19 protein-coding genes and 1 riboswitch are annotated in these 23,983 nt (G+C 60.4%); of the genes, 10 read left to right on the top strand and 9 right to left on the bottom strand.

What is annotated here, in order from left to right:
- The first annotated feature begins 191 nt into the window (after positions 1–191).
- The 4 genes from ACP7BS_RS03635 (at position 192) to ACP7BS_RS03620 (ending at position 5,537) form a co-directional block, all read left to right on the top strand.
- Entirely contained in the window at positions 192–2,504 is a 2,313-nt protein-coding gene (locus ACP7BS_RS03635; protein WP_426236165.1) for an NADP-dependent malic enzyme, read from the top strand.
- Between the two features lie 172 nt (positions 2,505–2,676).
- Positions 2,677–3,414, top strand: coding sequence for a helix-turn-helix transcriptional regulator (locus ACP7BS_RS03630; protein ID WP_426236163.1), 738 nt, complete (start codon positions 2,677–2,679; stop codon positions 3,412–3,414).
- Between the two features lie 191 nt (positions 3,415–3,605).
- Positions 3,606–4,250, top strand: coding sequence for an acyl-homoserine-lactone synthase (locus ACP7BS_RS03625; RefSeq protein ID WP_426236161.1), 645 nt, complete (start codon positions 3,606–3,608; stop codon positions 4,248–4,250).
- 174 nt (positions 4,251–4,424) lie between these two features.
- Positions 4,425–5,537 carry a DUF2865 domain-containing protein gene (locus ACP7BS_RS03620; RefSeq protein WP_426236159.1) on the top strand — a complete coding sequence of 371 codons (1,113 nt, stop codon included), beginning with the start codon at positions 4,425–4,427 and terminating at the stop codon, positions 5,535–5,537.
- Here the strand turns inward: ACP7BS_RS03620 and bluB are convergent, their stop codons facing one another.
- From bluB to ACP7BS_RS03605, 3 genes are all read right to left on the bottom strand, one after another.
- Complete coding sequence (gene bluB / locus ACP7BS_RS03615; RefSeq protein ID WP_426236157.1) at positions 5,538–6,230, bottom strand: 5,6-dimethylbenzimidazole synthase; 693 nt, start codon at positions 6,228–6,230, stop codon at positions 5,538–5,540.
- Positions 6,231–6,274: 44 nt separating this feature from the next.
- Positions 6,275–6,488, bottom strand: a riboswitch (cobalamin riboswitch).
- 40 nt (positions 6,489–6,528) lie between these two features.
- Positions 6,529–7,350 (bottom strand): SDR family oxidoreductase, encoded by an 822-nt coding sequence (locus tag ACP7BS_RS03610; RefSeq protein ID WP_426236155.1) that lies wholly within the window; start codon positions 7,348–7,350, stop codon positions 6,529–6,531.
- A gap of 87 nt (positions 7,351–7,437) precedes the next feature.
- Positions 7,438–8,631 (bottom strand): phytanoyl-CoA dioxygenase family protein, encoded by a 1,194-nt coding sequence (locus ACP7BS_RS03605; protein WP_426236153.1) that lies wholly within the window; start codon positions 8,629–8,631, stop codon positions 7,438–7,440.
- A gap of 105 nt (positions 8,632–8,736) precedes the next feature.
- On the opposite strand from ACP7BS_RS03605, the gene ACP7BS_RS03600 reads away from it, so the two are divergent.
- A complete protein-coding gene (locus tag ACP7BS_RS03600) occupies positions 8,737–9,765 on the top strand; it encodes a LacI family DNA-binding transcriptional regulator (RefSeq protein ID WP_426236151.1) in 1,029 nt (342 codons plus the stop codon).
- On the opposite strand, the gene ACP7BS_RS03595 is transcribed toward ACP7BS_RS03600, so the two are convergent.
- The 3 genes from ACP7BS_RS03595 to ACP7BS_RS03585 form a co-directional block, all read right to left on the bottom strand.
- On the bottom strand, positions 9,766–11,268 hold the full coding sequence (locus tag ACP7BS_RS03595) for a diguanylate cyclase domain-containing protein (protein WP_426236149.1): 1,503 nt from the start codon (positions 11,266–11,268) through the stop codon (positions 9,766–9,768). It abuts the gene before it with no gap.
- 114 nt (positions 11,269–11,382) lie between these two features.
- Positions 11,383–12,216, bottom strand: a complete 834-nt coding sequence (locus tag ACP7BS_RS03590) for a TolB family protein (RefSeq protein WP_426236147.1) — start codon at positions 12,214–12,216, stop codon at positions 11,383–11,385.
- Between the two features lie 22 nt (positions 12,217–12,238).
- Positions 12,239–13,918 (bottom strand): NAD+ synthase, encoded by a 1,680-nt coding sequence (locus tag ACP7BS_RS03585; protein ID WP_426228144.1) that lies wholly within the window; start codon positions 13,916–13,918, stop codon positions 12,239–12,241.
- 351 nt (positions 13,919–14,269) lie between these two features.
- Between ACP7BS_RS03585 and ACP7BS_RS03580 the strand changes: the two genes are divergently transcribed.
- The 5 genes from ACP7BS_RS03580 to ACP7BS_RS03560 all read left to right on the top strand — a co-directional run bounded on the left by ACP7BS_RS03580 (position 14,270) and on the right by ACP7BS_RS03560 (position 20,273).
- Positions 14,270–16,138, top strand: coding sequence for an LTA synthase family protein (locus tag ACP7BS_RS03580; RefSeq protein ID WP_426236479.1), 1,869 nt, complete (start codon positions 14,270–14,272; stop codon positions 16,136–16,138).
- Positions 16,139–16,226: 88 nt separating this feature from the next.
- Positions 16,227–16,778 carry a DUF1003 domain-containing protein gene (locus ACP7BS_RS03575; protein ID WP_426228140.1) on the top strand — a complete coding sequence of 184 codons (552 nt, stop codon included), beginning with the start codon at positions 16,227–16,229 and terminating at the stop codon, positions 16,776–16,778.
- A 208-nt stretch (positions 16,779–16,986) separates the two neighbouring features.
- Positions 16,987–17,409, top strand: a complete 423-nt coding sequence (locus ACP7BS_RS03570) for a TadE/TadG family type IV pilus assembly protein (RefSeq protein WP_426236145.1) — start codon at positions 16,987–16,989, stop codon at positions 17,407–17,409.
- A gap of 1 nt (position 17,410) precedes the next feature.
- Entirely contained in the window at positions 17,411–19,135 is a 1,725-nt protein-coding gene (locus ACP7BS_RS03565) for a pilus assembly protein TadG-related protein (protein WP_426236143.1), read from the top strand.
- Positions 19,136–19,352: 217 nt separating this feature from the next.
- Positions 19,353–20,273 carry a hypothetical protein gene (locus ACP7BS_RS03560; RefSeq protein ID WP_426236141.1) on the top strand — a complete coding sequence of 307 codons (921 nt, stop codon included), beginning with the start codon at positions 19,353–19,355 and terminating at the stop codon, positions 20,271–20,273.
- A 26-nt stretch (positions 20,274–20,299) separates the two neighbouring features.
- Here ACP7BS_RS03560 and ACP7BS_RS03555 read toward each other — a convergent pair whose 3' ends face one another.
- The 3 genes from ACP7BS_RS03555 to gor all read right to left on the bottom strand — a co-directional run bounded on the left by ACP7BS_RS03555 (position 20,300) and on the right by gor (position 23,858).
- The gene (locus ACP7BS_RS03555; RefSeq protein ID WP_426228132.1) at positions 20,300–20,698 is read right to left on the bottom strand and encodes a GFA family protein; all 399 of its coding nucleotides are present in this window, start codon (positions 20,696–20,698) and stop codon (positions 20,300–20,302) included.
- 119 nt (positions 20,699–20,817) lie between these two features.
- Complete coding sequence (locus ACP7BS_RS03550; RefSeq protein WP_426236139.1) at positions 20,818–22,191, bottom strand: class II 3-deoxy-7-phosphoheptulonate synthase; 1,374 nt, start codon at positions 22,189–22,191, stop codon at positions 20,818–20,820.
- Positions 22,192–22,466: 275 nt separating this feature from the next.
- Positions 22,467–23,858 (bottom strand): glutathione-disulfide reductase, encoded by a 1,392-nt coding sequence (gene gor, locus ACP7BS_RS03545; protein ID WP_426236137.1) that lies wholly within the window; start codon positions 23,856–23,858, stop codon positions 22,467–22,469.
- Between the last annotated feature and the right edge of the window lie 125 nt (positions 23,859–23,983).

Genomic DNA, 23,983 nt, shown 5'->3' with positions numbered 1-23,983 from the left:
GTCTATCGTGCCTCTCTTCTAAGCCTTCAAAAACAGACTCTTGTTTCAGGAGCATGACAGCCTGTGGAACCACCGGTAACGCCGGAGAAACACCTGTTCCTGAAAACCAGGGATAAACGCCCGTTTCGAAACTGTACGGAGCCGCCTTTTCATGCAAAAAGAGCCGCGACGAATAGGTAGGGAATACGAATATGAGCACCGGCGACAAGGCCAAGACCCCAGCGGCTCCTGCAAGCGGCGACCTCGATGAACAGGCGCTGTTCTTCCACCGCTATCCACGCCCAGGAAAGCTTGAGATCCAGCCGACCAAGCCGCTCGGCAACCAGCGCGACCTGGCGCTTGCCTATTCTCCGGGCGTCGCAGCCCCCTGCCTTGCCATTCGCGACGATCCCTCGACCGCCGCCGACTATACCGCCCGCGCCAATCTGGTCGCGGTGGTGTCGAACGGCACGGCGGTCCTCGGTCTTGGCAATATCGGCCCGCTCGCCTCCAAGCCGGTGATGGAAGGCAAGGCCGTCCTGTTCAAGAAATTCGCCGGCATCGATGTTTTCGACATCGAGATCGATGCGCCCGAAATCGAGCAGATGGTCAATGTCATTTCGGCCCTTGAGCCGACCTTCGGCGGTATCAATCTGGAAGACATCAAGGCGCCGGAATGTTTCGAGGTCGAACGCCGGTTGCGCGAGAAGATGGATATTCCGGTCTTCCATGACGACCAGCATGGAACCGCGATCATCGTTGCCGCCGCCATTCTGAATGGGCTCGAACTGGCCGGCAAGGACATCGCCAAGGCGAAGATCGTCACGTCCGGTGCAGGTGCTGCGGCGCTTGCCTGCCTCAATCTCCTGGTGACGCTCGGCGCCCGGCGCGAAAACATCTGGGTCCACGATCTCGAAGGTCTCGTCTATACCGGCCGCGAAGTGCTGATGGACGAGTGGAAGTCGATCTATGCGCAGGACAGCGCCAACCGCGTCCTGGCCGACAGCATTGCCGGTGCCGACGTCTTCCTCGGCCTTTCGGCTGCCGGCGTCTTGAAGCCGGAGCTTCTGGTGCAGATGGCGGAAAAGCCGCTGATCATGGCGCTTGCCAACCCCAATCCGGAGATCATGCCGGAACTGGCGCGTGCGGCCCGGCCCGACGCGATGATCTGCACCGGCCGGTCGGACTTCCCCAATCAGGTCAACAACGTCCTGTGTTTCCCCTACATCTTCCGCGGCGCGCTCGATTGCGGTGCCCGCACGATCAATGAGGAAATGAAGATGGCGGCCGTGCGCGCCATCGCAGCCCTTGCCCGCGAAGAACCGTCCGACGTTGCCGCCCGGGCCTATTCCGGCGAAACGCCGGTGTTCGGCCCGGATTACCTGATACCCTCGCCGTTCGATCAGCGCCTGATCCTGCGCATCGCGCCGGCCGTCGCCAAGGCAGCCGCCGACAGCGGCGTCGCCAACCGGCCGATTGCCGATTTCGACGCCTATCTCGACCAGCTCAACCGCTTCGTCTTCCGCTCCGGCTTCATCATGAAACCGATCTTCGCCGCCGCCAAGAATGCCCAGAAGAACCGGGTGATCTTTTCGGAAGGCGAGGACGAGCGCGTCCTGCGTGCCGCTCAGGTGCTGCTCGAAGACGGCACGGCCCGGCCAATCCTGATTGGCCGCCCGCACATCATCGAGACCCGCCTCAAACGCTACGGCCTGCGCATTCGCCCGGACGTCGATTTCGAGGTGGTCAATCCGGAAGGCGATCCACGCTTCCGCGACTATGTCGACGATTATTTTGCGCTGGTCGGCCGCCTCGGCGTCATTCCGGAAGCAGCCCGCACCATCGTGCGTACCAACCAGACCGTCATCGGCGCGCTTGCCGTGCGCCGTGGCGAAGCAGATGCGCTGATCTGCGGTGTCGAAGGCCGCTACAGCGCTCATCTCCGCGCCGTTTCCCAGATCATCGGCAAACGCGAGGGCGTGCTCGACTTCTCGGCACTCAGCCTGCTGATCTCGCAGCGCGGCGCCACCTTCCTCACCGACACCTACGTGACCTTCGATCCGACGGCGGAAGAAATCGCCCAGAAGACGGTGATGGCCGCCCAGGAAATCCGCCGCTTCGGCATTACGCCACGCGCGGCTCTCGTATCGCATTCCAACTTCGGCTCGCGGGATTCGGAAAGCGCCTTCAAGATGCGCAAGGCGATGCAGATCGTCCGCGAACTCGCCCCCGATCTCGAAGCCGACGGTGAAATGCACGGCGATTCCGCAATTTCGGAAACCTTGCGCCGCCGCGTCATGCCCAACAGCACGCTGGCCGGAGAGGCCAACCTCTTGGTCTTCCCCAATCTCGACGCCGCCAACATCACGCTCGGCGTCGTCAAGACGATGACCGACAGCCTGCATGTCGGACCGATCCTGCTCGGGACGGCCCTGCCCGCGCATATCCTGTCGCCGTCGGTAACCTCGCGCGGCGTGGTCAATATGGCAGCGCTGGCCGTGGTGGAAGCCTCCTACCCGGCTTGATTTAAACGCGATTGAGCCGGCTAAAGCCGGCTCAATCGAAATGTAATTTTGCTCAAAAAAACAATCTTAAATTGTAAAATTTAAGAAATTTCTATTAACCAAAGATTGCACTAGACAAAGTCTAGAAATCATTATCATGGTAAATTCCCTTAAATAACAGGGTATTTGCAACATGACTGACCAACAGGCATTCTTTGACCTGCTGGACATTATGGAAAACGAGAAACTCGTTGAAGCAAAACGGTTTTTCGCCTTGATGCGCAGCACTTTCTGTATTGCAAATCTACTGTACGCAGATGTCGATGTTCTGGCGTCAGGCTTCGCGATTCACCGGCTAAATCATACCTTCAGTACCTGCGCGGCCAGAACCTATCTCGATGAAGGATTTCGGCGGATCGACCCTATCCTTCGGCTTACCATGGGCGGCATCAGGCCGGTGGACTGGGCGGCCGCCCGCCAACTTCATCCGGAAAGTGAACCGCTCTTTTCCGCCGCCGTGCGATTGGGGCTTGGCATCGACGGCGTGACGTTGCCACTTCCGACACCCACACGCCGCCTGGCCTTTTTGGCGATCCATGCCGATGTCCCAGCAGAAGAGTGGCCGGCCTACCGGCGCAACCATTTGCGCGACTTTCAACTGCTGGCCAATCTTTTCCACGCATCCGTTCTGGAAAACGACAGCCGGATTGAGCTTTCGGAGCATGGTGCCAAGATGTTGACCCATCGTGAAACAGAAGTGCTCGGCTGGACCGCTGCCGGCAAGAGTTATTGGGAAATCGGTACGATCCTCGGCATTTCCGAACGCACCGTCCGCTTCTTCATGACCAATGCCCGCCGAAAGCTGAACGTCGTTTCCAATACCCAGGCTGTTGCCCAGGCCGTCCGTCGCGATCTCATTCCGACGTTCTGATTTCCCCACGCGGCGCTGCGCGCGCCAGCCCGATATCACCTCCCCTGTTTCTCCTGACGGGATGTCCTTGCGGACCTCCCGTCAGGAGAAACTTGTCCGCGTGCATTGGAAACCTGTCACTACCGACAGTTATGCCGGCCGGCGATCCCTGACAGCATTTGCTCCTCGCATACGAACACAGGAGCAAAACAATGATCAGGATTTTCAATCGCAACACCGGCAAGCAGCATCCGCGCGATCTCGACGCCATGTTCCGGCTGCGCAAGCGTGTCTTTCACGATTTGTTGAAATGGGATGTCTCGCTTCGCGGCGACTGGGAGATCGATCACTATGATGATGCCAATCCGCTCTACGTGCTCTCCTATTCGGAGCAGACGGGCCGCCTGCGCGGTGCGCTGCGGCTGCTGCCGACGCTTGGACCCAACATGCTGGATGACACGTTCCCGATCCTGCTTGGTGACAATCCGCAGGTGCGCAGCGCGTCCGTCTGGGAATCCAGCCGTTTCTGCATCGATCCGACCATCTCGCAGGATCGCGGCTCCAATCAGGTGACGATTGCGGCGGCGGAACTGATGTGCGGCGTTGGCGAACTCGGGCTGTCGTCCGGTCTCAGCCACATCGTCACGGTCACCGATGTCTTCCTGGAGCGCATGTTCAGGCGGATGGGCTGCCCCGGCGAGCGTATCGGCGAACCGCAGCGGATCGGTTCCGTCTACGCCGTGGCCGTTGCCTGGGAGGTTACGCCCGACCTTCTGGAACGGATGAAAAGCGTCGCGGAAATCGGCGGATCGGTGCTGGAAAGGCCAATGTCCCTGGAAACCGCCCGGGCGGCATAATTGCCTTGCCCCGGGAGAGCCGCCGATTGTGGCTCTCCCGCCTCGCCTCGCATTAAACTCCCGCCTGCCGTTAACGCTGCCATGCAGCAACCGTTGCAGCACCGTCGAATGACGTTATGATAAGGGCAAAGTCAGAGTGCGCAGGATGTTCCTTCGTACCCGGCACGTGCCGGTATGCTCAGGCGAGAGGAACACGTGACCTTCCGTTCGAAATCCTTTGCGGCGCTGATCGCTCCGCTTCTTCTGGTCATGACGACCACGGCCGATGCCTCGGCTGTGTGCGAACGGCTGAATGCCCGCCTTGCCAGCCTGCCGAAGATCGTCGCCTCCAATGCCAATCTGCGCGACTACACCAGCGCGATCTCCCGCCAGAACCTGGATCTGCGGCAGGCGCGCAGCGATCTGAGACGGCTGGGATGCAGTTCCGGCAGCGTCATCATTGTCGGTGGCCCGAACGAAGACGCCTGCTACAGCCTCGACGCCGAAATCTCTCAGATGGAGATGGATCTCGAAACGCTGAAAGCCCGTCGGCAGAATCTTCTGGAAGGGGGCGCCAGCGACATCACCCGGCGGCGCATCCACGCAGCGCTTGCCGCCAATCGCTGCGCCGAGGAGGAGGATGAAGTCCTCAGTGCCGCCGTCGAAGAACCGGAAACCCACCGCAACATCCTGAACGATCTGCCGCCGATCAGTGAAGACGAGCCGGACATGCGCGGCAGCAACGCCGACTTCGCCACGCCGGATGACGGCTTTGGTCCAAGCGCGGACTATCCGGGCAGCCTGCGCACCATGTGCGTGCGTACCTGCGACGGCGCGTTCTTCCCGATCTCGTCGAACTCGTCCCCGGCCGATTTCCAGCGCGATGCCGAAACCTGCCAGCGGCGGTGTCCGGGAGCGGAGACGGCGCTCTACTATCATGCCTTGGCGACCGAAGAGACAAACCAGATGGTCTCCGCCGCCACCGGCGAACCCTATGCCGACCTGCCGTCGGCTTTCGCCTACAAGACCCGCGATTTCAGCCAGCCCGGTCAGTGCGGCTGCGCTCCCGCCGGACGCACGGCGATACCACAGAGCACGCCGGACGACGGCAAAGGCGTTATCGAGGTTCGCACCCGCAAGAAGGCCGACCCGGTCGAGGTGAAGACCCCCGTTGCCGACCGGCCTTACAATCCGCAGGACAACAAGGTTCGCGTTGTCGGCCCGAGCTTCCTGCCTTCGCAGGAAACCTCGATCGACCTCAGGCATCCAACCGGCCCCGGATATCAGGAACTACAGCAGACCAACTGATCAATCGACTGGTCGCGCACCCCAGCAATCGGAAAACACCAAATCCTTGAGCGGCAAGCGCTGGCGCCAGCCTTTGACGGCCAGTTCCGGCTCGGCATAGAGCGTGTCGACATAACCAAGGCAGAGCCAGGCGATGATGTCGACATGACCGGGGATGTCGAGCACGTCCTTGATGTCGCGTTCGTGAAAAATGCTGACCCAGCCGACGCCGACGCCTTCGGCCCGTGCAGCAAGCCAGAGATTCTGCACCGCGCAGACGGTGGAAAAGGCATCCATGCGCCGATTGTGCGTCCGGCCGAGAACGACCTTGCCTGCCCGGGTCGGATCACAGGTGACGCAGATGCTGACGGGCGCCTTGCGGATCCCTTCAAGCTTCAACGACCGGTATTTGTCCCGCACCTCGCCCTCGAACATCAGCGCCGCCTCTTCGTTGGCCCGCTGGAAGGCTTCGAAAACACGAGCGCGCCGGTCCTCGTCCCGGACGACGATGAAATTCCATGGCTGCATGAAGCCGACCGACGGCGCGCTGTGTGCGGCAGCGAGCAACCGCCCGATGAGCGCGTCCGGCAAGGGCGCCGGCAGGAACTGGTCGCGCACGTCGCGGCGGGTTTCGATGGCGCGGTAGACGGCGGCGCGCTCGTCCGATGAAAATGCGTCCGCCCTCACAAGGCGGTCTTGTGGTTCAGTTTGCATCGTTTGATCCCCAACAATGCGAAACCTCCCGCCGTCCGCGCGGGGCTGGTCCATCTCGTCAGGCCGGTCTTCTGACTGCGGATCATCCGGTTTTGCCGCCTTCCCGGATCGATTGAAGATCCAGTGGCAGAACTCTGAAATGATTCAGAGATTCGTAAAAGCAAAGCCGTCCCCGTTACAGCGCTGGGCACGTCCCGGATTTTCACCGGATTCCCGATTCTCCTGCTTGCGCAGGCACCTGAACGAAACGATATGGCCATAGCGGGCCGCCGTTTGCAAGGCGGCACGCCGGTTCTTGTCAGATCGCCGCGACCGGATGCGGCGATCCGTCATAAGCACCCCAGATCGACTGGTCGAAGCAAATCATCGAACCGGTCATCAGGCCGGATTCCGCCGACGACAGATAGGCGCAGGCGCGCGCCACTTCCGCAGGATCGACCAAGCGGCCGAAGGGTTGGCTGACCGCAGCCTTTTCCAGCCAGTCGGCAGGTGATCCGTGGAATTCGCGCTGAATGCGGTCCTCACCTTCGGATGCCATCCAGCCGATGTTCAGGCCATTGACGCGGATCCGGTTGCGCAGCACCGCGTAGGCCGTGTTCTTGGTCAGCGTTTCCAGCGCGCCCTTGGACGCGCAATAGGCAGAGATGAAAGGCTGCCCGGCCATGGCCGACATCGACCCGATATTGACGATGGTCCCCTCGATTTTTTCCCGGCGCATGACGTTGATCGTTTCCTGCATCAGAAAGAACGGCGCGCGCACATTGATGGCAAACATCCGGTCGAACAGTTCCGGGCTGGTATCGAGGATCGTGCCACGATCGGTAATCGCGGCCGCGTTGACCAGCGCATCGACCCGGCCAAATTCCCTGTCGCAGGCGGCAACCACCTTGCGCGCATCCTCGACCTTTTCCAGATCGGCCTGCACATAGACGACCCGGGTTCCGGTCGCCTTGCCGATCTCGGCCGCCTTGGCCTCGCCTTTGGTGGCATTGCGGCCGCAGATGACGATGCCGGCCGCGCCGCGCTCGGCAAACAGCGTCGCGATCGCCGCTCCCAGGCCTTGCGTTCCACCGGTAACGATTGCGATCTTGCCGTCCAGACGGCCATAGTCAGTGCTCATTGTCTTTCCTCCATTTCGATATCGCCGATGCCAAAAAACTCCCGCCCGGCATTCGGGCAGGAGTTCAAATTGCAAGACATCGGTCCGTTAGCTGAGCTTCTTCTCCGATTGCGCGGCAAGCGCCGCTACGAATGCACTTTCCTCCCAGCCGCCGGACAGAGCTTCGTGCATCAACTGCGCCTGCGTCTTGGGGGCAAGCCCGCCCAACGGTGGATCCCGGTCGAGATTGGTCGGGAACGAATAGCCCTCGGCACAGGATGCGATGGCGCAAGCGGCTTCGCTGCCAGACAAGCGCCCATCCGCCAGCATCGCCTTCAAGGCGGGATAGAGCACGGCGCTCATGCGCTGCCGGTTGACAGTCTCCATCGCCCGCCCGAAAGCGGAGGAAACCTGCAACAGGTTTGCCACCCGCTTGATCCCTTCGGAACGATTGGTTCCCGCCGCATGGAACAGCGCCGGATTGAAGAACACCAGATCGCCCTTCGACAGCCGCAACTGCACATGGTGGCGATCGAAATAATCGCGAAACTCCTGGCGTTTCAGCGCCAGATAGCCGGGAACATAGGTCTGGCTGTAGGGCAGGAACAAAGTCGGCCCGCTTTCCAGCGGCATGTCGCAATGCGCCACCGCCCCCTGCAGCGTCAGGACCGGCGACAGCCGATGAACATGTGCCGGAAACTGCTCGATGACGGACGAGGTCAAGAAGCCGAGATGATAGTCCCGGTGTGCCGATTGCGCCGCCCCGCCCGGATTGACCCGGTTGACCTGCGCCGTCATCTGGTAGCTCGGCCCGAGCCAGGCTTCGCTGACCAAAGCGATCAGGGCGTTGCCATAGTAGGCGGCAAAATTTTCAGGGTCGCGCAGGCAGTGCTTTTCCAGCGAATTCCAGATTCGGTCATTGGCGCCCGGCTTGGCAAAATGATCGCCACCGCCCGTGCTGGTCTGGTGCTGCTCGTTGATGATATCGTCGAAAATGCCGCTCGCGATATCGATGACGGCCGTATCCTCGAAAGCCCGCTTCAGCACGACGACGCCGGGCCCTGTCGCAAAGGCCTCGCAGATCTCGGCCAGTACCGCCCGGCGCCCCTCGTGTGAAGCTGCCGCCTTCAGCACGCTGGCGCTGTCATAGATCAAAACGTTTTTCTCGATCGCTGCGGCATGCGGATAGTCGGCAAGCGATGTCGTGCGCTCCACCTCGGCGCGGAAATCCTCAAGATCGCAGGCGGCTTCCGTCAGCCATATCCGATCCGCACGCTGCTCCACACTATTGTCGGTTTTCATCCCCATTTCCTCCCGCCGGATGTCTGTCGTTGACCGCACTATACGCCGAGGGGGAAGCTGATATAGAGCAGAAACACCTCAAAAAACCATCAGAACGGAACGGCGATGGCGCACGAATTTCGGGTCAAGGACATCGCCTTTCAGGCCGGCCTCAGTGTCGCCACGGTCGATCGTGTCCTCAACGCTCGCCCCGGTGTGCGCAAACAGACCGAACTGCGCGTGCGCGCCGCAATTCGCGAGTTGGAAAAACAGCAGCCCGGCGTCGAGATCCAGGGCCGCAAATTCGGCATCGACGTCATCATGGAGGCGCCCGACCGCTTTACCGACGCCGTCCGGGATGCGTTCGAAAGCGAAAGCCTGACATTTCTGCCGACGATCTTCCGGTCCCGCTTTCATTTCGCCGAAACCATGCGCCCGCAGGAGATCGTCCAGTTGCTCGACCGGGTGCGCCTGCGCGGCACTGACGGGGTTGTCCTGAAGGCGCCGGATGTGCCCGAGATCAGCGCCGCCGTGGCGCGGCTCGAACAATCCGGCATTCCCGTCGTCACGTTGGTCACCGACCTGCCCAATGCGCCACGCACCGCCTATGCCGGAGCAGACAACAGGGCAGCCGGCGAAACAGCTGCCTACCTGATCGGCGAACGCTTTTCCGGGCAGCCGGCGATCGTCCTTGCCACCCTGTCGAGCAGCCGGTTTCGCGGCGAAGAAGAACGGGAAATCGGCTTTCGCCGCACCTTGCGCGACCGCTATCCGTCGATCGGCATCGTTGAAATCAGCGAGGGGTTTGGCCGCGACGACGCAACCGGCGCACTGACGGCCGAAGCGCTGTCAAACCATCCGGGCATCAACGCCGTCTATTCGATCGGCGGCGGCAACCGCGCGGTGCTGGCCGCCTTTGCTGCCGCAAACCGGGCCTGCTCCATATTCGTGGCACATGACCTCGATGCCGGAAACCTCGAATTCCTGCGCACTGGGCAGATCCATTTCATCCTGCACCACGACCTGAAGGCCGACATACGCACCGCGTTCCGGGCAATCTTGGGAAAAAAGAGCGCACTGGCCGGACAAGGTATTGCCCGGCTGTCGGCGGTGGAAGTCATCACGCCCTACAATATTCCGGCATCCGGACGCTGATCAGGCAGCCTGTCCGGTACGCGGGATGCGATCCGCGACAACCAGATCATCGGCCGTCTGGACTCGATTGCGGCCGCGGTTCTTGGCCAGGTACAGCGCCTGGTCAGCCAGGGGGACGATTTCGCGGGCAATGTTGCCGTGTTCGGGCGCAAAGGCCACGCCGACGCTGCTGCCGACGCGCAGCAAGTGTCCCTCGAACGGCACCGGAACCTGCGCATCGGCGATCAGCGCGTTGGCAAGCGTCATCACGTCAGCGTGCGAAACCGTATGATTGACAATGATTGTGAACTCATCGCCGCCAAGCCGCGCTACGAAACCTTGGCCCGCGACGCGATCGGCAAACCTGGCGGCCAGTGTCTTCAGCACGGCATCGCCGGCCGGATGGCCGTAGGTGTCGTTGACGACCTTGAACGTGTCGAGATCGAGGCAAAGCAGCGAGAACGGACGTTCCTTGACCTTGGCAAGCGAGGCATGCAGCACATCGTCGAAACCGCTGCGGTTCAAAACGCCCGTTAGGCGATCATGCTTGGCGAGGTGACGGTTTTCCGCTTCGCTGTCCTGCAGAGCGGAAAAGACCGCGCCGAACCGGGCTGCGATGAAAGCCATGGTCAGGGCTGCCAGCATCGCGATGACGATCACGCTCGGCAGCGTCTCTGAGCGGACAAAGCTGCCGGGTGCGCGCGGCGTCCAGGCTGCAACCATGCAAGCCGGCTGGGAGCAATCGCTGACCGCAGCCTGGATAAAGCCCTTCGCCACCTGGCGCAACGGGATGAATCCGAGGTTGGAAATGCCAAGCCTGTCTTCCATGTCGCGGATCATGCGCCCGCTGAACGGCTTGACGGTGATCATGAACACCGGCTTGCGGCGGCCGGCTGGAATGTCCATCGTCTTCGGAACGACGGCCTGCACCACGACGATGCTCATACTGCCATCGATCATCCGCAGGTCTGCGGCGTGGATATTCGGCAACGGCGCCGCCAATACGTCCGGATTTTTATCCGTCGATAAAAGTACCCATCCGCCGCCCTTGGCGATCAGTGCCGCCTCGTAAAGACTGTTCGCCTTGTCGATGAGATCCTCGACCCATTTCAGGGTGCGGCCGCCCGTCCCGGCATCCACTTTGCGGCCATTTTCCATGGCCAGCAACGTCCGGCCGGAGGCGTCGGCAAAGATCATCCAGGAGAAACCGAAATCCCGCCAGAGCCAGTCGGTCAGCTCCTGCTTGACGAAAGCGTCGGTAAACGTGCGGTCTTCAAGCTCCGCGAAACTCTTGTCCCAATAGGACAGTCCGGCCTGATACTGCACGACCGCATCGACCTGGTGGCGCATCTCGCTTTCGACCAGTTTTCGCTCGGCAGTCAGGCCAAACCGGTCCGCCTCGGTGACGGAGCGGTTGAGCACGAAGGCAAGGCTGGCGACAATCAGCAAGGCGACCAGCGTGCAGGCCGTATGAATACCCAGAACTGCCCTGCTCGAAGTCCGCTTTTTCGCCCCCGCTGCCATGCCCGCCTCACCGGTCCTTCTCACCAAACCTGCCCCCAGGTTTCATGCGTTGATTGAGACGGAGCCTATCAAGAAAAGCGGAAGTTTCATTTAAACAAGCTGGTTGGAAATCGGTTAATTGCCAAGGCCCGGCTGATAGCGCACGAAGGCGAACGCCTTGCCGTCGGGCGACCAGTTGGGAACGTTGATCGTGCCCTGCCCGCCAAACAGTTCAAACAGGTCACGGGCGTTGCCGCCGTCCGGATCCATCAGCCGCAACCGCACGTCGAGGTCGCGCGGATGATTGAAAACGTCGCCGTCATAGGAGATCACCAGCAGGTGTTTTCCGTCCGGAGACGGATGCGGGAACCAATCACCATACGGGCTGTCGGTAATGCGCGTGACATCCGAACCATCGGGACGGACGCGCCAGATCTGCATCCGGCCGGTGCGGCTGGAGTTGAAATAGATCCATTGTCCGTCCGGGCTGTAGTCCGGTCCGTCATTGCGCCCCTCGCCAAAGGTCAAGCGGGTCTCTTCGCCGCCTTCCACCGGAATGGTGTAGATATCGAAGACTTGGTCGCGGATGCCGCAATAGGCAAGTATCTTTCCGTCCGGCGACCAGCCATGCCAGTAGGACGGCCGGTTCAACGTTACCTGCCTTGGCAGGCCGCCCTCTGCAGGCAGCATGTAGATTGTTGACGCGCCGAATTCGGTCTTGTCGCTGATGACGATGGTCTGGCCGTCGGGCGAAATGCCGTGATCGTTGTTGCAGGTGCGCGCAAAACCGGTGTCGATCAATTGCGGCTCGCCGCCGGAAAGCGGCAAGCGATAGAGCAAGCCGTCGCCGTTGATCACCAGGGACTGGCCGTCAGGCGACCAGTTCGGAGCCTCGACCAGCTGCTCCGTCTGCCAGACCACCCGGCTTTCACCGCTGGCAATCGTGTAGATCTCGACCGAACTGCGCATATCGTTTCCTTCGGTGTCGGAACTACCTGTCGCGGAACCGGTTGGTGATCGGGTAACGGCGGTCGCGGCCAAAATTCTTCTTGGTGATTTTGACGCCCGGTGCCGACTGGCGGCGCTTGTATTCGGCGATGTAGAGCAGATGCTCGATCCGGTGCACGGTTGCCTCGTCATGGCCGCGTGCAACGATCTCCTCGGTGCCCATTTCCTTCTCGACCAGGCATTCGAGGATATCGTCGAGCACCGGATAGGGCGGCAGCGAATCCTGGTCCGTCTGGTTGGGGCGAAGCTCGGCCGAGGGCGCCTTGTCGATGATATTTTTCGGGATGACCTCGCCGGAAGGCCCGAGCGCCCCGGGTGGAACCGTGGTGTTGCGCCAGCGCGAAAGCCCGTAGACCTGCATCTTGTAGAGGTCCTTGATCGGGTTGAAGCCGCCGTTCATGTCGCCGTAGAGCGTCGCATAGCCGACCGACATTTCCGACTTGTTGCCGGTGGTCACCACCATCGAGCCGAACTTGTTGGACAGCGCCATCAGGATGGTGCCGCGCGTGCGGCTCTGCAGATTTTCCTCGGTGATGCCCGATTCGGTTCCCTCGAACATCTCGGACAGCGCGCCCAAAAAGCCTTGTACCGGCTCCTCGATCGGCACGATATCGTAGCGGCAGCCGAGCGCCTTGGCGCAATCCTCGGCATCCTTTAACGAGTCCGACGACGTGTAGCGATAGGGCAGCATCACCGTACGGACGCGTTCTTCGCCCAGCGCGTCGACGGCAAGCGCCGCACAGATCGCCGAATCGATACCGCCGGACAGGCCAAGCACGACATTCTTGAAGCCGTTCTTGTTGACGTAGTCGCGGAAGCCCAGCATGCAGGCCCGGTAGTCGGCCTCCTCCTGCTGTGGCAGGCGCGACATCATCCCCGGCTGACAAACCCAGCCTTCGCCGTTCTTGCGCCATTCGGAGACGGAAATGCTCTCTTCGAACTGGCTCATCTGGAAGGCGAGCTGTTTGTCGGCATTGAAGGCGAAGCTTGCGCCGTCAAAAACCAGTTCGTCCTGGCCGCCGAGCTGATTGGCAAACACCATCGGCAGGCCGGTCTCGATCACCTGGCGAAGCACCACCTGGTGGCGCACATCGATCTTGCCGCGATAATAGGGGGAACCGTTGGGCACGAGCAGGATCTCGGCGCCACTTTCGGCCAGCGTCTCGCAAACGCCAAGGTCGTTCCAGATTTCCTCGCAGATCGGGATGCCGAGCCGAACCCCGCGGAAATTGACCGGACCCGGCATCGCGCCTTCGGTAAACACACGTTTCTCGTCGAACTCACCGTAATTCGGCAGATCGACCTTGTCGCGAACGACCAGAATCTGGCCGCCATCCAGAACGGCAACGGAATTATGGCGTCCTGCTTCGCCCTGCCGCGGGTAGCCGACCACGACACCCGGACCACCGTCGGCGGTATCGGCGGCAAGCGCATCGACAGCCTTCTGGCAGGCTTTGAGAAATGCCGGCTTCAGGACCAGGTCCTCCGGCGGATAGCCGGAAATGAACAATTCAGTCAGGAGAAGCAGATCGGCGCCGCTGCGTGCGGCATCGGCGCGGGCTTCGCGCGCCTTGGCGAGATTGCCGGCGATGTCGCCGACCGTCGGATTGAGCTGGGCAACAGCGATGCGAAACGTCGTGGAAATGGTCTTTTGCGCGGTCATGAACAGGCCTGTGCTTGATCTTGCTATCGCGGATGCCGGGACATCCGAGGAGCTGTTTATCGCATTCCGCACCAAAATACCCCGTGCTTGCGACCAAGTCAGAAAAAAATCCGTTTCACCCGAGAGATGGCGTTTTTCCTACGGCTCGCAACCCCGCCGTTCAAGCCATGTCGGATCGGCAACAGCTGCCGAAAAAGTCAGTGGAGAACTCCCCTTGAATTATTCATCCTCCGTTCAAGATGACGTCTGTATGACATTTACACGACAGTTCTATGAAAATCGGAGACGGCCTTGGCCATTTTTGAATCGGCAGCAATCGCTGCCACCGCTTCTAGGGTCTATGGCCCGCAAATCGGTTTCGGCGCTCGCCATGCCAAGGCACTTTCGCTTGCAGGACGGATTTCTCTCTCGCTGCTTCTATCGATCGTCCTCATTTTTTGCGTCGAATGGATTGCCCGCAACTCCGCAACGGAGGCGGCGTTGTTCTTCCTCGACCCGGCCCGTCCCGCCTGGACCACGACCGGCGTATTCTTCCTGATGTTTCTGGCGCTTGATGCCGCGTTTGCGCGCGAAAATTTCGGCGTCATCCTGCTCGCGCCGCTGGCGCTCATCCCGGCACTCGTCAGCCGGCAGAAGCAGATTTTCCTGTCCGACCCGCTTTACCCGACGGATTTCCTGTTCGGCCGCCAGATCATGGAGCTGATGCCGGTGCTGGTCCGGGACCGGCCGTGGACGGCCGTCGGCATCGTCGTCGGCATCGTCCTGGCCGTGGCCGCGCTGATCTGGCTGGTCCGTGTCGCCTGGCGCCGGTTTCCCGCGCTTACCCGCCGCCAGCGTCTTGCACGGTTTGCTGTCGCCCTGCCCTTGCTCGGCGCTTTCTACCACATGATGGACTACAACAATTTCTCCTGGGTGCGCGACCGCCTGCAGGTCATCCCGATCATGTGGGACCAGACCGAGAACTACCGTCACAACGGCTTCACCATGGCGTTTGCGCTCAATCTGCCGATGGCGAACGTCACGGCGCCGGCGGGCTACATGTCAGATGCGATCGACAAGATTGCGACCCAGCCAGTGCCGGCCGGCACGTCCCATCGCGGCAAGCCGGACGTTATCGTGCTGATGAGCGAATCCTTCTGGGATCCGACCCGCCTGCCCAACGTCAAGCTGTCGCCCGATCCGATGCCGACGATCCGCGCGATGCAGTCCGGCAACGTCTTCTCGCCGGAATTCGGCGGCATGACCGCCAATGTCGAATTCGAGGCGCTCACCGGTTTCTCGAATGCCTTCCTGCCCTATGGCAGCATTCCGTATCAGCAGTATATCCGCAACCCGATCCCGTCGCTCGCCACCTTTTTCCGTGGCGAGGGCTATGTGTCGCGCGCCGTGCACCCGTTCCAGAAATGGTTCTGGAACCGCAGCGCGGTCTACAAGGCCTTCGGCTTCGAGCAGTTCAGGTCGGAGGAGAACCTGCCGGTGATGGAGAAGCGAGGCATCTTCGCCTCGGACGAATCGCTGACCAAGGAAATCATCCGCCAGGCCGACCAGCTGCGCGACCCGTTCTTCTTCTTCACGGTCACCTTGCAAGGGCATGGCCCCTATGAGGCCAACCGCTATGCCAAGAACACCATCAAGGTCGAAGGCAATCTTCCCGCCGCCGACAAGCAGGTTCTGGAAACCTATGCTCAGGGTATCAAGGAAGCCGACGACAGCCTGAAAATGCTGATGGATTGGGCCAAGGAGCGCGATCGCGAAACCATCATCGTGCTGTTCGGCGATCACTTGCCGCCGCTCAACACGGTCTATCCAAACACCGGTTTCATGAACGACGTCACCGCCTCGCGCAAAGGCTCGCTCGAGCAGATGAAGGCACAGCACGAAACCCCGCTGGTGGTCTGGTCGAACAAGACCGGTCCGGTCAAGGATATCGGCACGATCAGCCCGGCTTTCCTGTCCTACCAGATCCTCAAGCAGGGTGGTTTCGAGCATCCCTATTACACCGAGTTTCTCGGCAATATCTTCGACAAGTACCGCGTTATCGACCGTTACATGCTCGTCGATAAGGCGGGCAAGGAAACAGCTTCCTGGGCGCGCCAGAAGACCATCCCGCCCCTCATCCGCGACTACCGTTTCCTGCAGCACGACATGATGTTTGGCCAGCGCTATGGCACCGACCGGTTCTTCCAGTCACATGCCGATCTGTTTGCGAACGCAATGTAAAAAGAAGCGGGGATGCCGAATCTTCGGCGTTTCCGCAAATCACCGGCATGGGCTAGAACAGGGCAACGTTTTCTGACGGAGCCAACCCATGTCGCACCTGGACGAAATCTCCCACATCCTTTTCGGCAAACCGAGCAGCGAACTTGGCGCCGTCGAGCGCCATGTTCTTCATCGCGCCAAAGAGCGCAAGATTGTTTCTCAGGATACCAACGCCGCCTTTGTAGCCGGACAGGGATTCGGCGACAGGATGGCCGACAGCATTGCCCGGATCGGCGGCTCCTGGGGTTTCATCATCGCTTTCCTGATCTTCCTTGTCGTCTGGGCAATTGCCAACACCGTGCTGTTGACGCGCGATGCGTTTGACCCCTACCCCTTCATCTTCCTCAACCTTCTTCTGTCGATGATCGCCGCGATCCAGGCGCCGATCATCATGATGTCGCAGAACCGGCAGGCGACGAAGGACCGCTTCGACGCCTCGAAAGACTACGAGGTCAACCTGAAGTCTGAAGTGGAACTGATCTCGCTGCACAACAAGATCGACACGGTGCTGCTGCGCGAAATCGCCGAACTTCGCGCCGATGTCGGCCGGTTGCACGCACAACTCGCGCTCTACAAGGATGGAGGGAATTCGCCGACTTGAATTTGCCTGTATCATTCCGGTTCGACGCATGCCGATAAAACACAACCGAATGGAAATGACACAACTTAAAATGCGCGAAATACAGTATTTTAGATCGGAAATTTAAAAGACGATTTATTAGCGTAGAGAAAAATTAAGAAATCAAGCACACGATATAGGTGTAACGGGATCGATATGTCGACCGGATACAAACCTGGGAGTGTGTTAGATGTCTCTCATATCGCGGATGCGCGGCGACACTGACGGTGCGGCGGCATTGGAATTTGCGATTATCGCCCCCCTCTTCTTCCTGACGATCTTCACCATGATCGGCTACGGCATCTATCTGAGCGCCACCCACGCGATACAGCAGATCGCCGCCGATGCCGCGCGAACCGCCGTGGCCGGGCTGTCCGAGACGGAAAGAAAAAGTCTTGCGCAGTCGTTCATCCAGACGTCGACGCTGAACTACGCCTTCATCAACAGGGCCAAGCTCACCGTCAATGTCGCGGACGACGTCAAGAACCTCAACCAATTCACCGTCACCATCGTCTACGATTCGAGCGAGTTGCCGATCTGGAAGCTGTTTTCCTTCGCGCTGCCCGATGAAGAAATCAAACGTTACGCAACCATCAGGCTGGGAGGTATTTAACATGGTCCGCGAAGCCCTGAAACGCCGCACTATCTTGACCGACACCTCGGGCAATATCGGTATCTCCGCAGCCCTTGTTCTGCCGCTCGTCGTCATGTCGCTCGGGCTCGGAATCGATTTCGGCTATCTTACCCTGCAGAAGCAGGAGTTGCAGGGCGTCGCCGACCTGACCGCCATCGTCGCAGCCTCCGATCTGACCAATGTGGAGAGTGCAGCGCGCAATCACTTCAAGACCAACGGCCTTTCTCTGGCGATCGCGACCAAGGATGGCTTGATCAACCCTGACGGAAAGGTCATCCCGAAAGATGTCGTCGCGATCAAGAACGGCATCGTCACGATCGTCAAGGGACGCTATGTCCCCGACCCGGCGCTCGCCACCGGTCAGCGTTATGCCACGCCGGCGGATGCGGCCCAGGTGTCGATCGAGAAGGAAGGCGCGCTTCACCTCGCCGCGATGTTCAGCGCGCCACCGACGATGAGCGCGGTCGGCACTGCAGCCAGCACGAAACTCGCATCCTTCTCCGTCGGCTCCCGGCTCGCAAGCCTCAATGGCGGTATCCTCAATCAACTGCTTGGCCAGATGCTCGGTACGACGATTTCGTTGAAGGTGATGGATTACCAGGCGCTTGTCGACGCGGATATCAACGTCCAGCCTTTTCTCAAGAGCGTTTCGACGCGCCTGAACCTGACGGCCGCGAGCTATGAGGATGTGCTGAAGGCCAATCTCACCATGCCGCAACTGCTGGCGTCCATGCAGGCCGTCCAAGGGATCTCCGCCACTGCGACTTCCGCCCTCAAGGCGCTGGAAACGGCCACCAAGCTCAACAAGAAGACCTTCACCTTGTCGCGGATACTCAATATCGATCCGAAAAAGGGATTGAAAGTCGATGCAGGGTCGAACTGGGCAATGAAGATCAGCGCGCTCGATATCGTCTCGACGGCCGCAGCCCTTGCCAATGGTACCAACCAGATATCGATCGCGGCCGTGGCCGGCCTGCCTGGTATTGCCTCGGCCAGCGTGACGCTCGCCATCGGTGAACCCCCTGTCACCACACCAGCCCACAGGCTGGGCGCGCCAGGTTCGGCCGTGCGCACGGCGCAAACGCGGCTGGCCATAGAGGTCAATATTGATGGATTGGCGCTGCTTGCCGGTTTGCGGATCAAGCTGCCGATCTATGTCGAAGTTGCCTACGCCGAAGCCAAGCTCGCCGACATTCGCTGCTATGGTGGTTCAAATACCAATGCCAGCGTCTCGATCGATGCTTTTCCGGGCGTCGCGGAGATTGCGATCGGCACGGTCAACCCTACCGTCCTGTCAAACTTCAGCGACGAGGCAAGAGTTGAAAAAGCCCGTATCCTCGACTCGCTTCTGGTCAGGATCGACGGTATCGCCCATGTCGAAGCGAAGAACCTGCAGCCGCAAAGACTGACGTTCAGCCCGTCGGAGGTCGCAGCCAACGCCGTCAAGAGCGTTTCGACCAAGGACATCCTGACCTCGGCGACGCAAACGCTGCTGAACAACCTGGATGTCGATATCCAGGTGCTGTTCCTGACGCTCGGCAGTCCCAAGCTCGTTCAGGCGGCACTCGCGCAGACTTTAGGAGCCGTTACACCGGCAATCGACACTTTGATCTACAATCTGCTTCTGGCGGTGGGTGTCCGGGTCGGTGAAGCCGATGTTCGCGTCACCGGCGTCAACTGTCTGCAGCCGGTGCTTGTTCAATAAACGTTGAAATCTGCGTTCTTCTCCTCAGGCCGGACGGCAATCTTGCCATCCGGTCTTTTTTTTCGAATAGATCACCGGCAAGAACCGTCCTGATATTTGCACCCTTTGGTGAAACAATTGATGGACTTATACTGTTTTGCAACAGACATGCCTTAACAATAGACTTTCAGCCGATTCCCGGCTCGATACCGCACCCGTATGGACTCTCGCCAAAAACATGATCGGCACACAGTCATCAGCGATAGACACAACCAAAGTCAGCGTCTCCTCCGAGGTCGATCTGTTTGCGGCCAATCCTGCGCTGTTCCCAGTTCTGCAGCAGGGTGCGCGGCATATGATCGAGCTTTACGACCATTTTCCGCGGATTGCCCGCCTGGTCGCCGCTCAACAGAAATGGCTGCTCACCCAAGCCGCCTACGCCCTGCACCTGCAGCGCGACCCGGCCGATCCGCTCTCCGGCATAACGGCGGCGAGACTTCTCGACGTCATCGCAGCGACAAATCTTGCAAGCCGCAACACGGCAACCGCATTTCTGGCAGAGCTGCGGGCCTACAAGCTGATCCGCGACGTGACGGGGTCTCCGAGCAAACGCAGCCGCCCGCTGGAGCCCACCGAAACCAGCCACGAGGCGATGACTTTGTGGTTTCGCGGTCAATTGCGCAGTCTCGATCTCATCGACCAGGGTGACAGGGTGGCGCGGCTGGAGTCAAATCCGGACATATTCCGCTTCGCCCAGCCGCTCGCGGCCAAACGGTTGATCGCCGACAAGGCATGGCGCGAACCGCCCGTCAGCATCTCCTGCTTCGTCTGGACCGAATATGGCGGGTTGATCCTGGACGATTTCATCTCGCGGATCGCCAATATCGAACCGGAGGATGGCTGCTACTGGGTCGACGACCTGCGCTTTTCCGAGCTCTCCAGCCACTACTCCCTCTCGCGCACCCATGTGCGCCGCCTGTTCGCGCGTGCCGAAGCACAGGGTTCGCTGGGCTGGCAGGACCGCAACGGCAACCGCAACCGGATCTGGGCAACGGCTTCCTTCGTCGAGGACTACAAGCGCTGGCAATCCGTCAAGTTCTGTGCACTCGAATGGGCCTATAACGAGGCCGTCCGATCGATCGCCCAGGGTGCCTTTTGAGCGAAAACCGGTCCCTTCCAAGGCCGTCAGGCGCTTGACTGCGCAAATTGTGGCAGAGCATCATTGATCTCGTAGAAATCGCCCTTGTCGGCGCAGAAGATATGGACGCCGAATGCCAGCCCTGTCGGAGTGTCGAACGCTCCGGCCATGATCGATGTATAATCGAGACTATCCATCTTCCAGAACAGCGCCGAACCGCAGGTCCTGCAAAAGCCCCGGCGCGCCTGCGGGCTTGAACGATACCAGGTGATGTTTTCGCCACCTTCAAGATCCAGTTTGCTGTCTGCAACATTGGTCGCCGCATAGTAGAGCCCGGTCTGCTTGCGGCATTGGGAACAATGGCAGGCGATCACTTCGCGCAGTTCACCATGCGTGCGAAAGCGGACGGCGCCGCAATTGCAAGACCCGGTGTTTTCGTTTGTCATGCTCATCCCCCGAACTGAAATCCGCCTCGCCTTGCGGCCATGAAAAAACCGGGCCAGCTTCGTCAGCCAACCCGGTTCTGTCAATTTCAATTCGCTCAAGCAGCAATCAGCGTTGCTGATCAGCCGTTGACGACCATCCGCTTTTCGTCGCGGCCGCCCTTCATGCGCTCGGCAAGCAGGAAGGCCAGTTCGAGCGCCTGGTCGGCGTTGAGGCGCGGGTCGCAATGGGTGTGGTAACGATCGGCAAGATCAGCACCGGAGAGTGCACGAGCACCGCCGGTACATTCCGTCACGTCATTGCCGGTCATCTCGATATGGATGCCGCCCGGATGCGTACCCTCGGCGCGGTGGATCTGGAAGAAGCTTTCGACTTCCGACAGAATCCGCTCGAAAGGACGGGTCTTGTAGTTGTTGAGCGTGATCGTGTTGCCGTGCATCGGATCGCAGGACCAGACGACCTTGCGGCCTTCCTTTTCGACGGCACGGATCAGGCGCGGCAGGTTTTCGGCAACCTTGTCGTGACCGAAGCGGCAGATCAGCGTCAGGCGGCCGGCTTCGTTCTGCGGGTTGAGCAGGTCGATCAGCTCAATCAGCCCATCCGCCGTCAGCGACGGGCCGCACTTCAGGCCCAGCGGGTTCTTGATGCCGCGGCAATATTCGATATGCGCGTGATCGGCCTGGCGCGTGCGGTCGCCGATCCAGATCATGTGGCCGGACGTTGCGTACCAGTCGCCCGAGGTCGAATCGACGCGGGTCAGCGCCTGCTCGTAGCCAAGCAGCAGCGCCTCGTGGCTGGTGAAGAAATCGGTTTCGCGCAGGTTCGGATTGGTTTCCGGCGTGATGCCGATCGCCTTCATGAAATCCATCGTTTCGGATATCCGGTCGGCGAGCTTGCGGTAGCGCTCGGCCTGCGGGCTTTCCTTGACGAAACCGAGCATCCACTGGTGCACGTTGTCGAGATTGGCATAGCCCCCCATCGCGAAGGCGCGCAAAAGGTTGAGCGTCGCAGCCGACTGGCGGTAAGCCATGATCTGGCGCTCAGGGTCCGGGATACGGGCCTTCTCGTTAAATTCGATACCGTTGATGATGTCGCCGCGATAGCTCGGCAGCTCGATATCGCCCTGCTTCTCGATATTGGAGGAGCGCGGCTTGGCGAACTGGCCGGCAATGCGGCCGACCTTGACTACAGGCTGCTGGGCACCGAACGTCAGCACGACGGCCATCTGCAGGAATGCGCGGAAGAAGTCGCGGATGGTGTCCGCGCCATGTTCGGCAAAGCTTTCGGCGCAATCGCCGCCCTGCAGCAGGAAACCCTTGCCTTCCGAAACATTGGCAAGCTGGCTCTTCAGACGGCGCGCCTCACCGGCAAAAACCAGCGGCGGATAGGTCGCGAGCTGCGCTTCGGCGGCGGCCAGCACTGCCATATCCGGAAAGTCCGGCACCTGCTGGATGGGCTTCTGCCGCCAGCTGTTCGGGGTCCAATTCTGTACCATGTCGATCACCTGTTCTCTTGCGCAAGGTCCGCCGCAGCAGCAGTCGCATTGCCGGATCGCGTCCGGGCAATGCCGCCTGAAGCCGGTTTTGAACCGCGTATCAACGGTATATTTCCTGAACCGCAGCTTTCCTTCTCGGGAAAACGGCGATTTTGCGGATGCGGGCTTATAAACGTTAACATGGGGATTGCAAAGCCATTGTGCCAGCAAAGTGCGCGCCGCCCCGGCCCGCCCTACCCCGTGTCGCCATGCATTTGGTGCAACGGCCTACCGGCTCATCCGATGCGCTCGCCGTTCTTGATCCGGTAGCTCGGATTGTACATCGTCACCAGTTCTTCCGACGCCGTCGGGTGGACGGCCATCGTGCGGTCGAAATCGTCCTTGGTGCATCCGGCTTTCAGCGTGATTCCAAGCAATTGCGCCATCTCTCCAGCCTCGTGGCCGAGAATGTGAGCGCCGAGAACCTTGCGGTCAGTTGCATTGACGATAAGCTTCATGATCGTCTTTTCGCTTCGCCCCGAAAGCGTCGCCTTCATCGGCCGGAACTCGGCGCGGTAGATTTCAAGATCCTCGAATTTCTTTCCGGCCTCGTCTTCCGACAGCCCGACCGTACCGATCTCCGGCTGCGAGAACACCGCAGTGGCAATCAGATCATGATCCGGGGATGTCGGGTTGCCCTTGTATTCCGTTTCGATGAAGCACATTGCCTCATGGATGGCCACAGGCGTCAGCTGGACGCGATCGGTCACATCACCCAGCGCATAGATGCCGGGCGCACTGGTGCGCGAAAACGCGTCGATGACGATCGCGCCGCGCTCGTTGACGGTAACGCCTGCCGCCTCGAGGCCAAGCCCCTTGGTGTTCGGCACGCGTCCGAGCGCCAGCATCACCTGGTCGGCGATCAGGGCGCCGTTCTTCATTGTTTCCGCAACCAGCTTGCCCTCGGCATTTTTGGTGACGGACTGGATCAGGTCCTCGCAAAGGATACGGATACCCTTCTGCTCCATCGCCGCATGCAGGCCACGCCGCATGTCCTGGTCGAAGCGCGACAGGATTTCCTTGCCGCGATAGATCAGCGTCGTCTCGACACCGAGACCATGGAAGATATTGGCGAATTCGACAGCGATGTAGCCGCCGCCGGCGATGACGATCGATTTCGGCAGCTCCGGCAGATCGAAGGCTTCGTTCGAACTGATGCAGAGTTCGTTGCCCGGCAGCGCATCGTGCGGCGTCGGATGACCGCCGACGGCGATGACGATCCGCTCGGCCGTGACCGTTCTGCCGCTGTCCAGCAGCTTGATCGTGTTCGGTCCGGTCAGCTCCGCCCTGGTGTGCAGGATTTCGGCTCCGGCATTGGCCAGCCCCTTCTGGTAGAGCCCCTCCAGCCGAGTGATTTCCTTGTCCTTGGCGGCAACCAGCTTTTTCCAGTCGAACGTGCTTTCGCCGACGATCCAGCCAAACCCTTCGGCATCCTCGAAATGCTCGGCAAACTGCGAGGCATAGACATAGAGCTTCTTTGGAACGCAGCCACGGATGACGCAGGTGCCGCCATAACGGAATTCCTCGGCGATCGCCACCTTCTTGCCCATCGCTGCGGCAAGCCTGCCGCTGCGCACGCCGCCGGAACCGCCGCCAATAACGAAGAGGTCATAATCGAAAGAAGCCATGATGAAATACTCCCGGCAGGGTCATATGCGAAGGAAGGCGGGCAGGGGTAAGGCGGCGGTCGCGAAGGACGGATACGGCGCCTCACCGGCGATTCCGCCGTGTGATGGTGATATAGGGTGGCAGG

It is taken from the genome of Pararhizobium sp. DWP1-1-3 (assembly GCF_049896125.1).
GTDB lineage: Bacteria > Pseudomonadota > Alphaproteobacteria > Rhizobiales > Rhizobiaceae > Pararhizobium.
This window is presented reverse-complemented; position numbering and strand designations above follow the sequence as displayed.

Coding starts and splice junctions, on each gene's coding strand:
- ACP7BS_RS03635 (WP_426236165.1), top strand. CDS start 192: ATGAGCACCGGCGACAAGGCCAAGACCCCAGCGGCTCCTGCAAGCGGC.
- ACP7BS_RS03630 (WP_426236163.1), top strand. CDS start 2,677: ATGACTGACCAACAGGCATTCTTTGACCTGCTGGACATTATGGAAAAC.
- ACP7BS_RS03625 (WP_426236161.1), top strand. CDS start 3,606: ATGATCAGGATTTTCAATCGCAACACCGGCAAGCAGCATCCGCGCGAT.
- ACP7BS_RS03620 (WP_426236159.1), top strand. CDS start 4,425: ATGCTCAGGCGAGAGGAACACGTGACCTTCCGTTCGAAATCCTTTGCG.
- bluB (WP_426236157.1), bottom strand. CDS start 6,230: ATGCAAACTGAACCACAAGACCGCCTTGTGAGGGCGGACGCATTTTCA.
- ACP7BS_RS03610 (WP_426236155.1), bottom strand. CDS start 7,350: ATGAGCACTGACTATGGCCGTCTGGACGGCAAGATCGCAATCGTTACC.
- ACP7BS_RS03605 (WP_426236153.1), bottom strand. CDS start 8,631: ATGAAAACCGACAATAGTGTGGAGCAGCGTGCGGATCGGATATGGCTG.
- ACP7BS_RS03600 (WP_426236151.1), top strand. CDS start 8,737: ATGGCGCACGAATTTCGGGTCAAGGACATCGCCTTTCAGGCCGGCCTC.
- ACP7BS_RS03595 (WP_426236149.1), bottom strand. CDS start 11,268: ATGGCAGCGGGGGCGAAAAAGCGGACTTCGAGCAGGGCAGTTCTGGGT.
- ACP7BS_RS03590 (WP_426236147.1), bottom strand. CDS start 12,216: ATGCGCAGTTCGGTCGAGATCTACACGATTGCCAGCGGTGAAAGCCGG.
- ACP7BS_RS03585 (WP_426228144.1), bottom strand. CDS start 13,918: ATGACCGCGCAAAAGACCATTTCCACGACGTTTCGCATCGCTGTTGCC.
- ACP7BS_RS03575 (WP_426228140.1), top strand. CDS start 16,227: ATGTCGCACCTGGACGAAATCTCCCACATCCTTTTCGGCAAACCGAGC.
- ACP7BS_RS03570 (WP_426236145.1), top strand. CDS start 16,987: ATGTCTCTCATATCGCGGATGCGCGGCGACACTGACGGTGCGGCGGCA.
- ACP7BS_RS03565 (WP_426236143.1), top strand. CDS start 17,411: ATGGTCCGCGAAGCCCTGAAACGCCGCACTATCTTGACCGACACCTCG.
- ACP7BS_RS03560 (WP_426236141.1), top strand. CDS start 19,353: ATGATCGGCACACAGTCATCAGCGATAGACACAACCAAAGTCAGCGTC.
- ACP7BS_RS03555 (WP_426228132.1), bottom strand. CDS start 20,698: ATGACAAACGAAAACACCGGGTCTTGCAATTGCGGCGCCGTCCGCTTT.
- ACP7BS_RS03550 (WP_426236139.1), bottom strand. CDS start 22,191: ATGGTACAGAATTGGACCCCGAACAGCTGGCGGCAGAAGCCCATCCAG.
- gor (WP_426236137.1), bottom strand. CDS start 23,858: ATGGCTTCTTTCGATTATGACCTCTTCGTTATTGGCGGCGGTTCCGGC.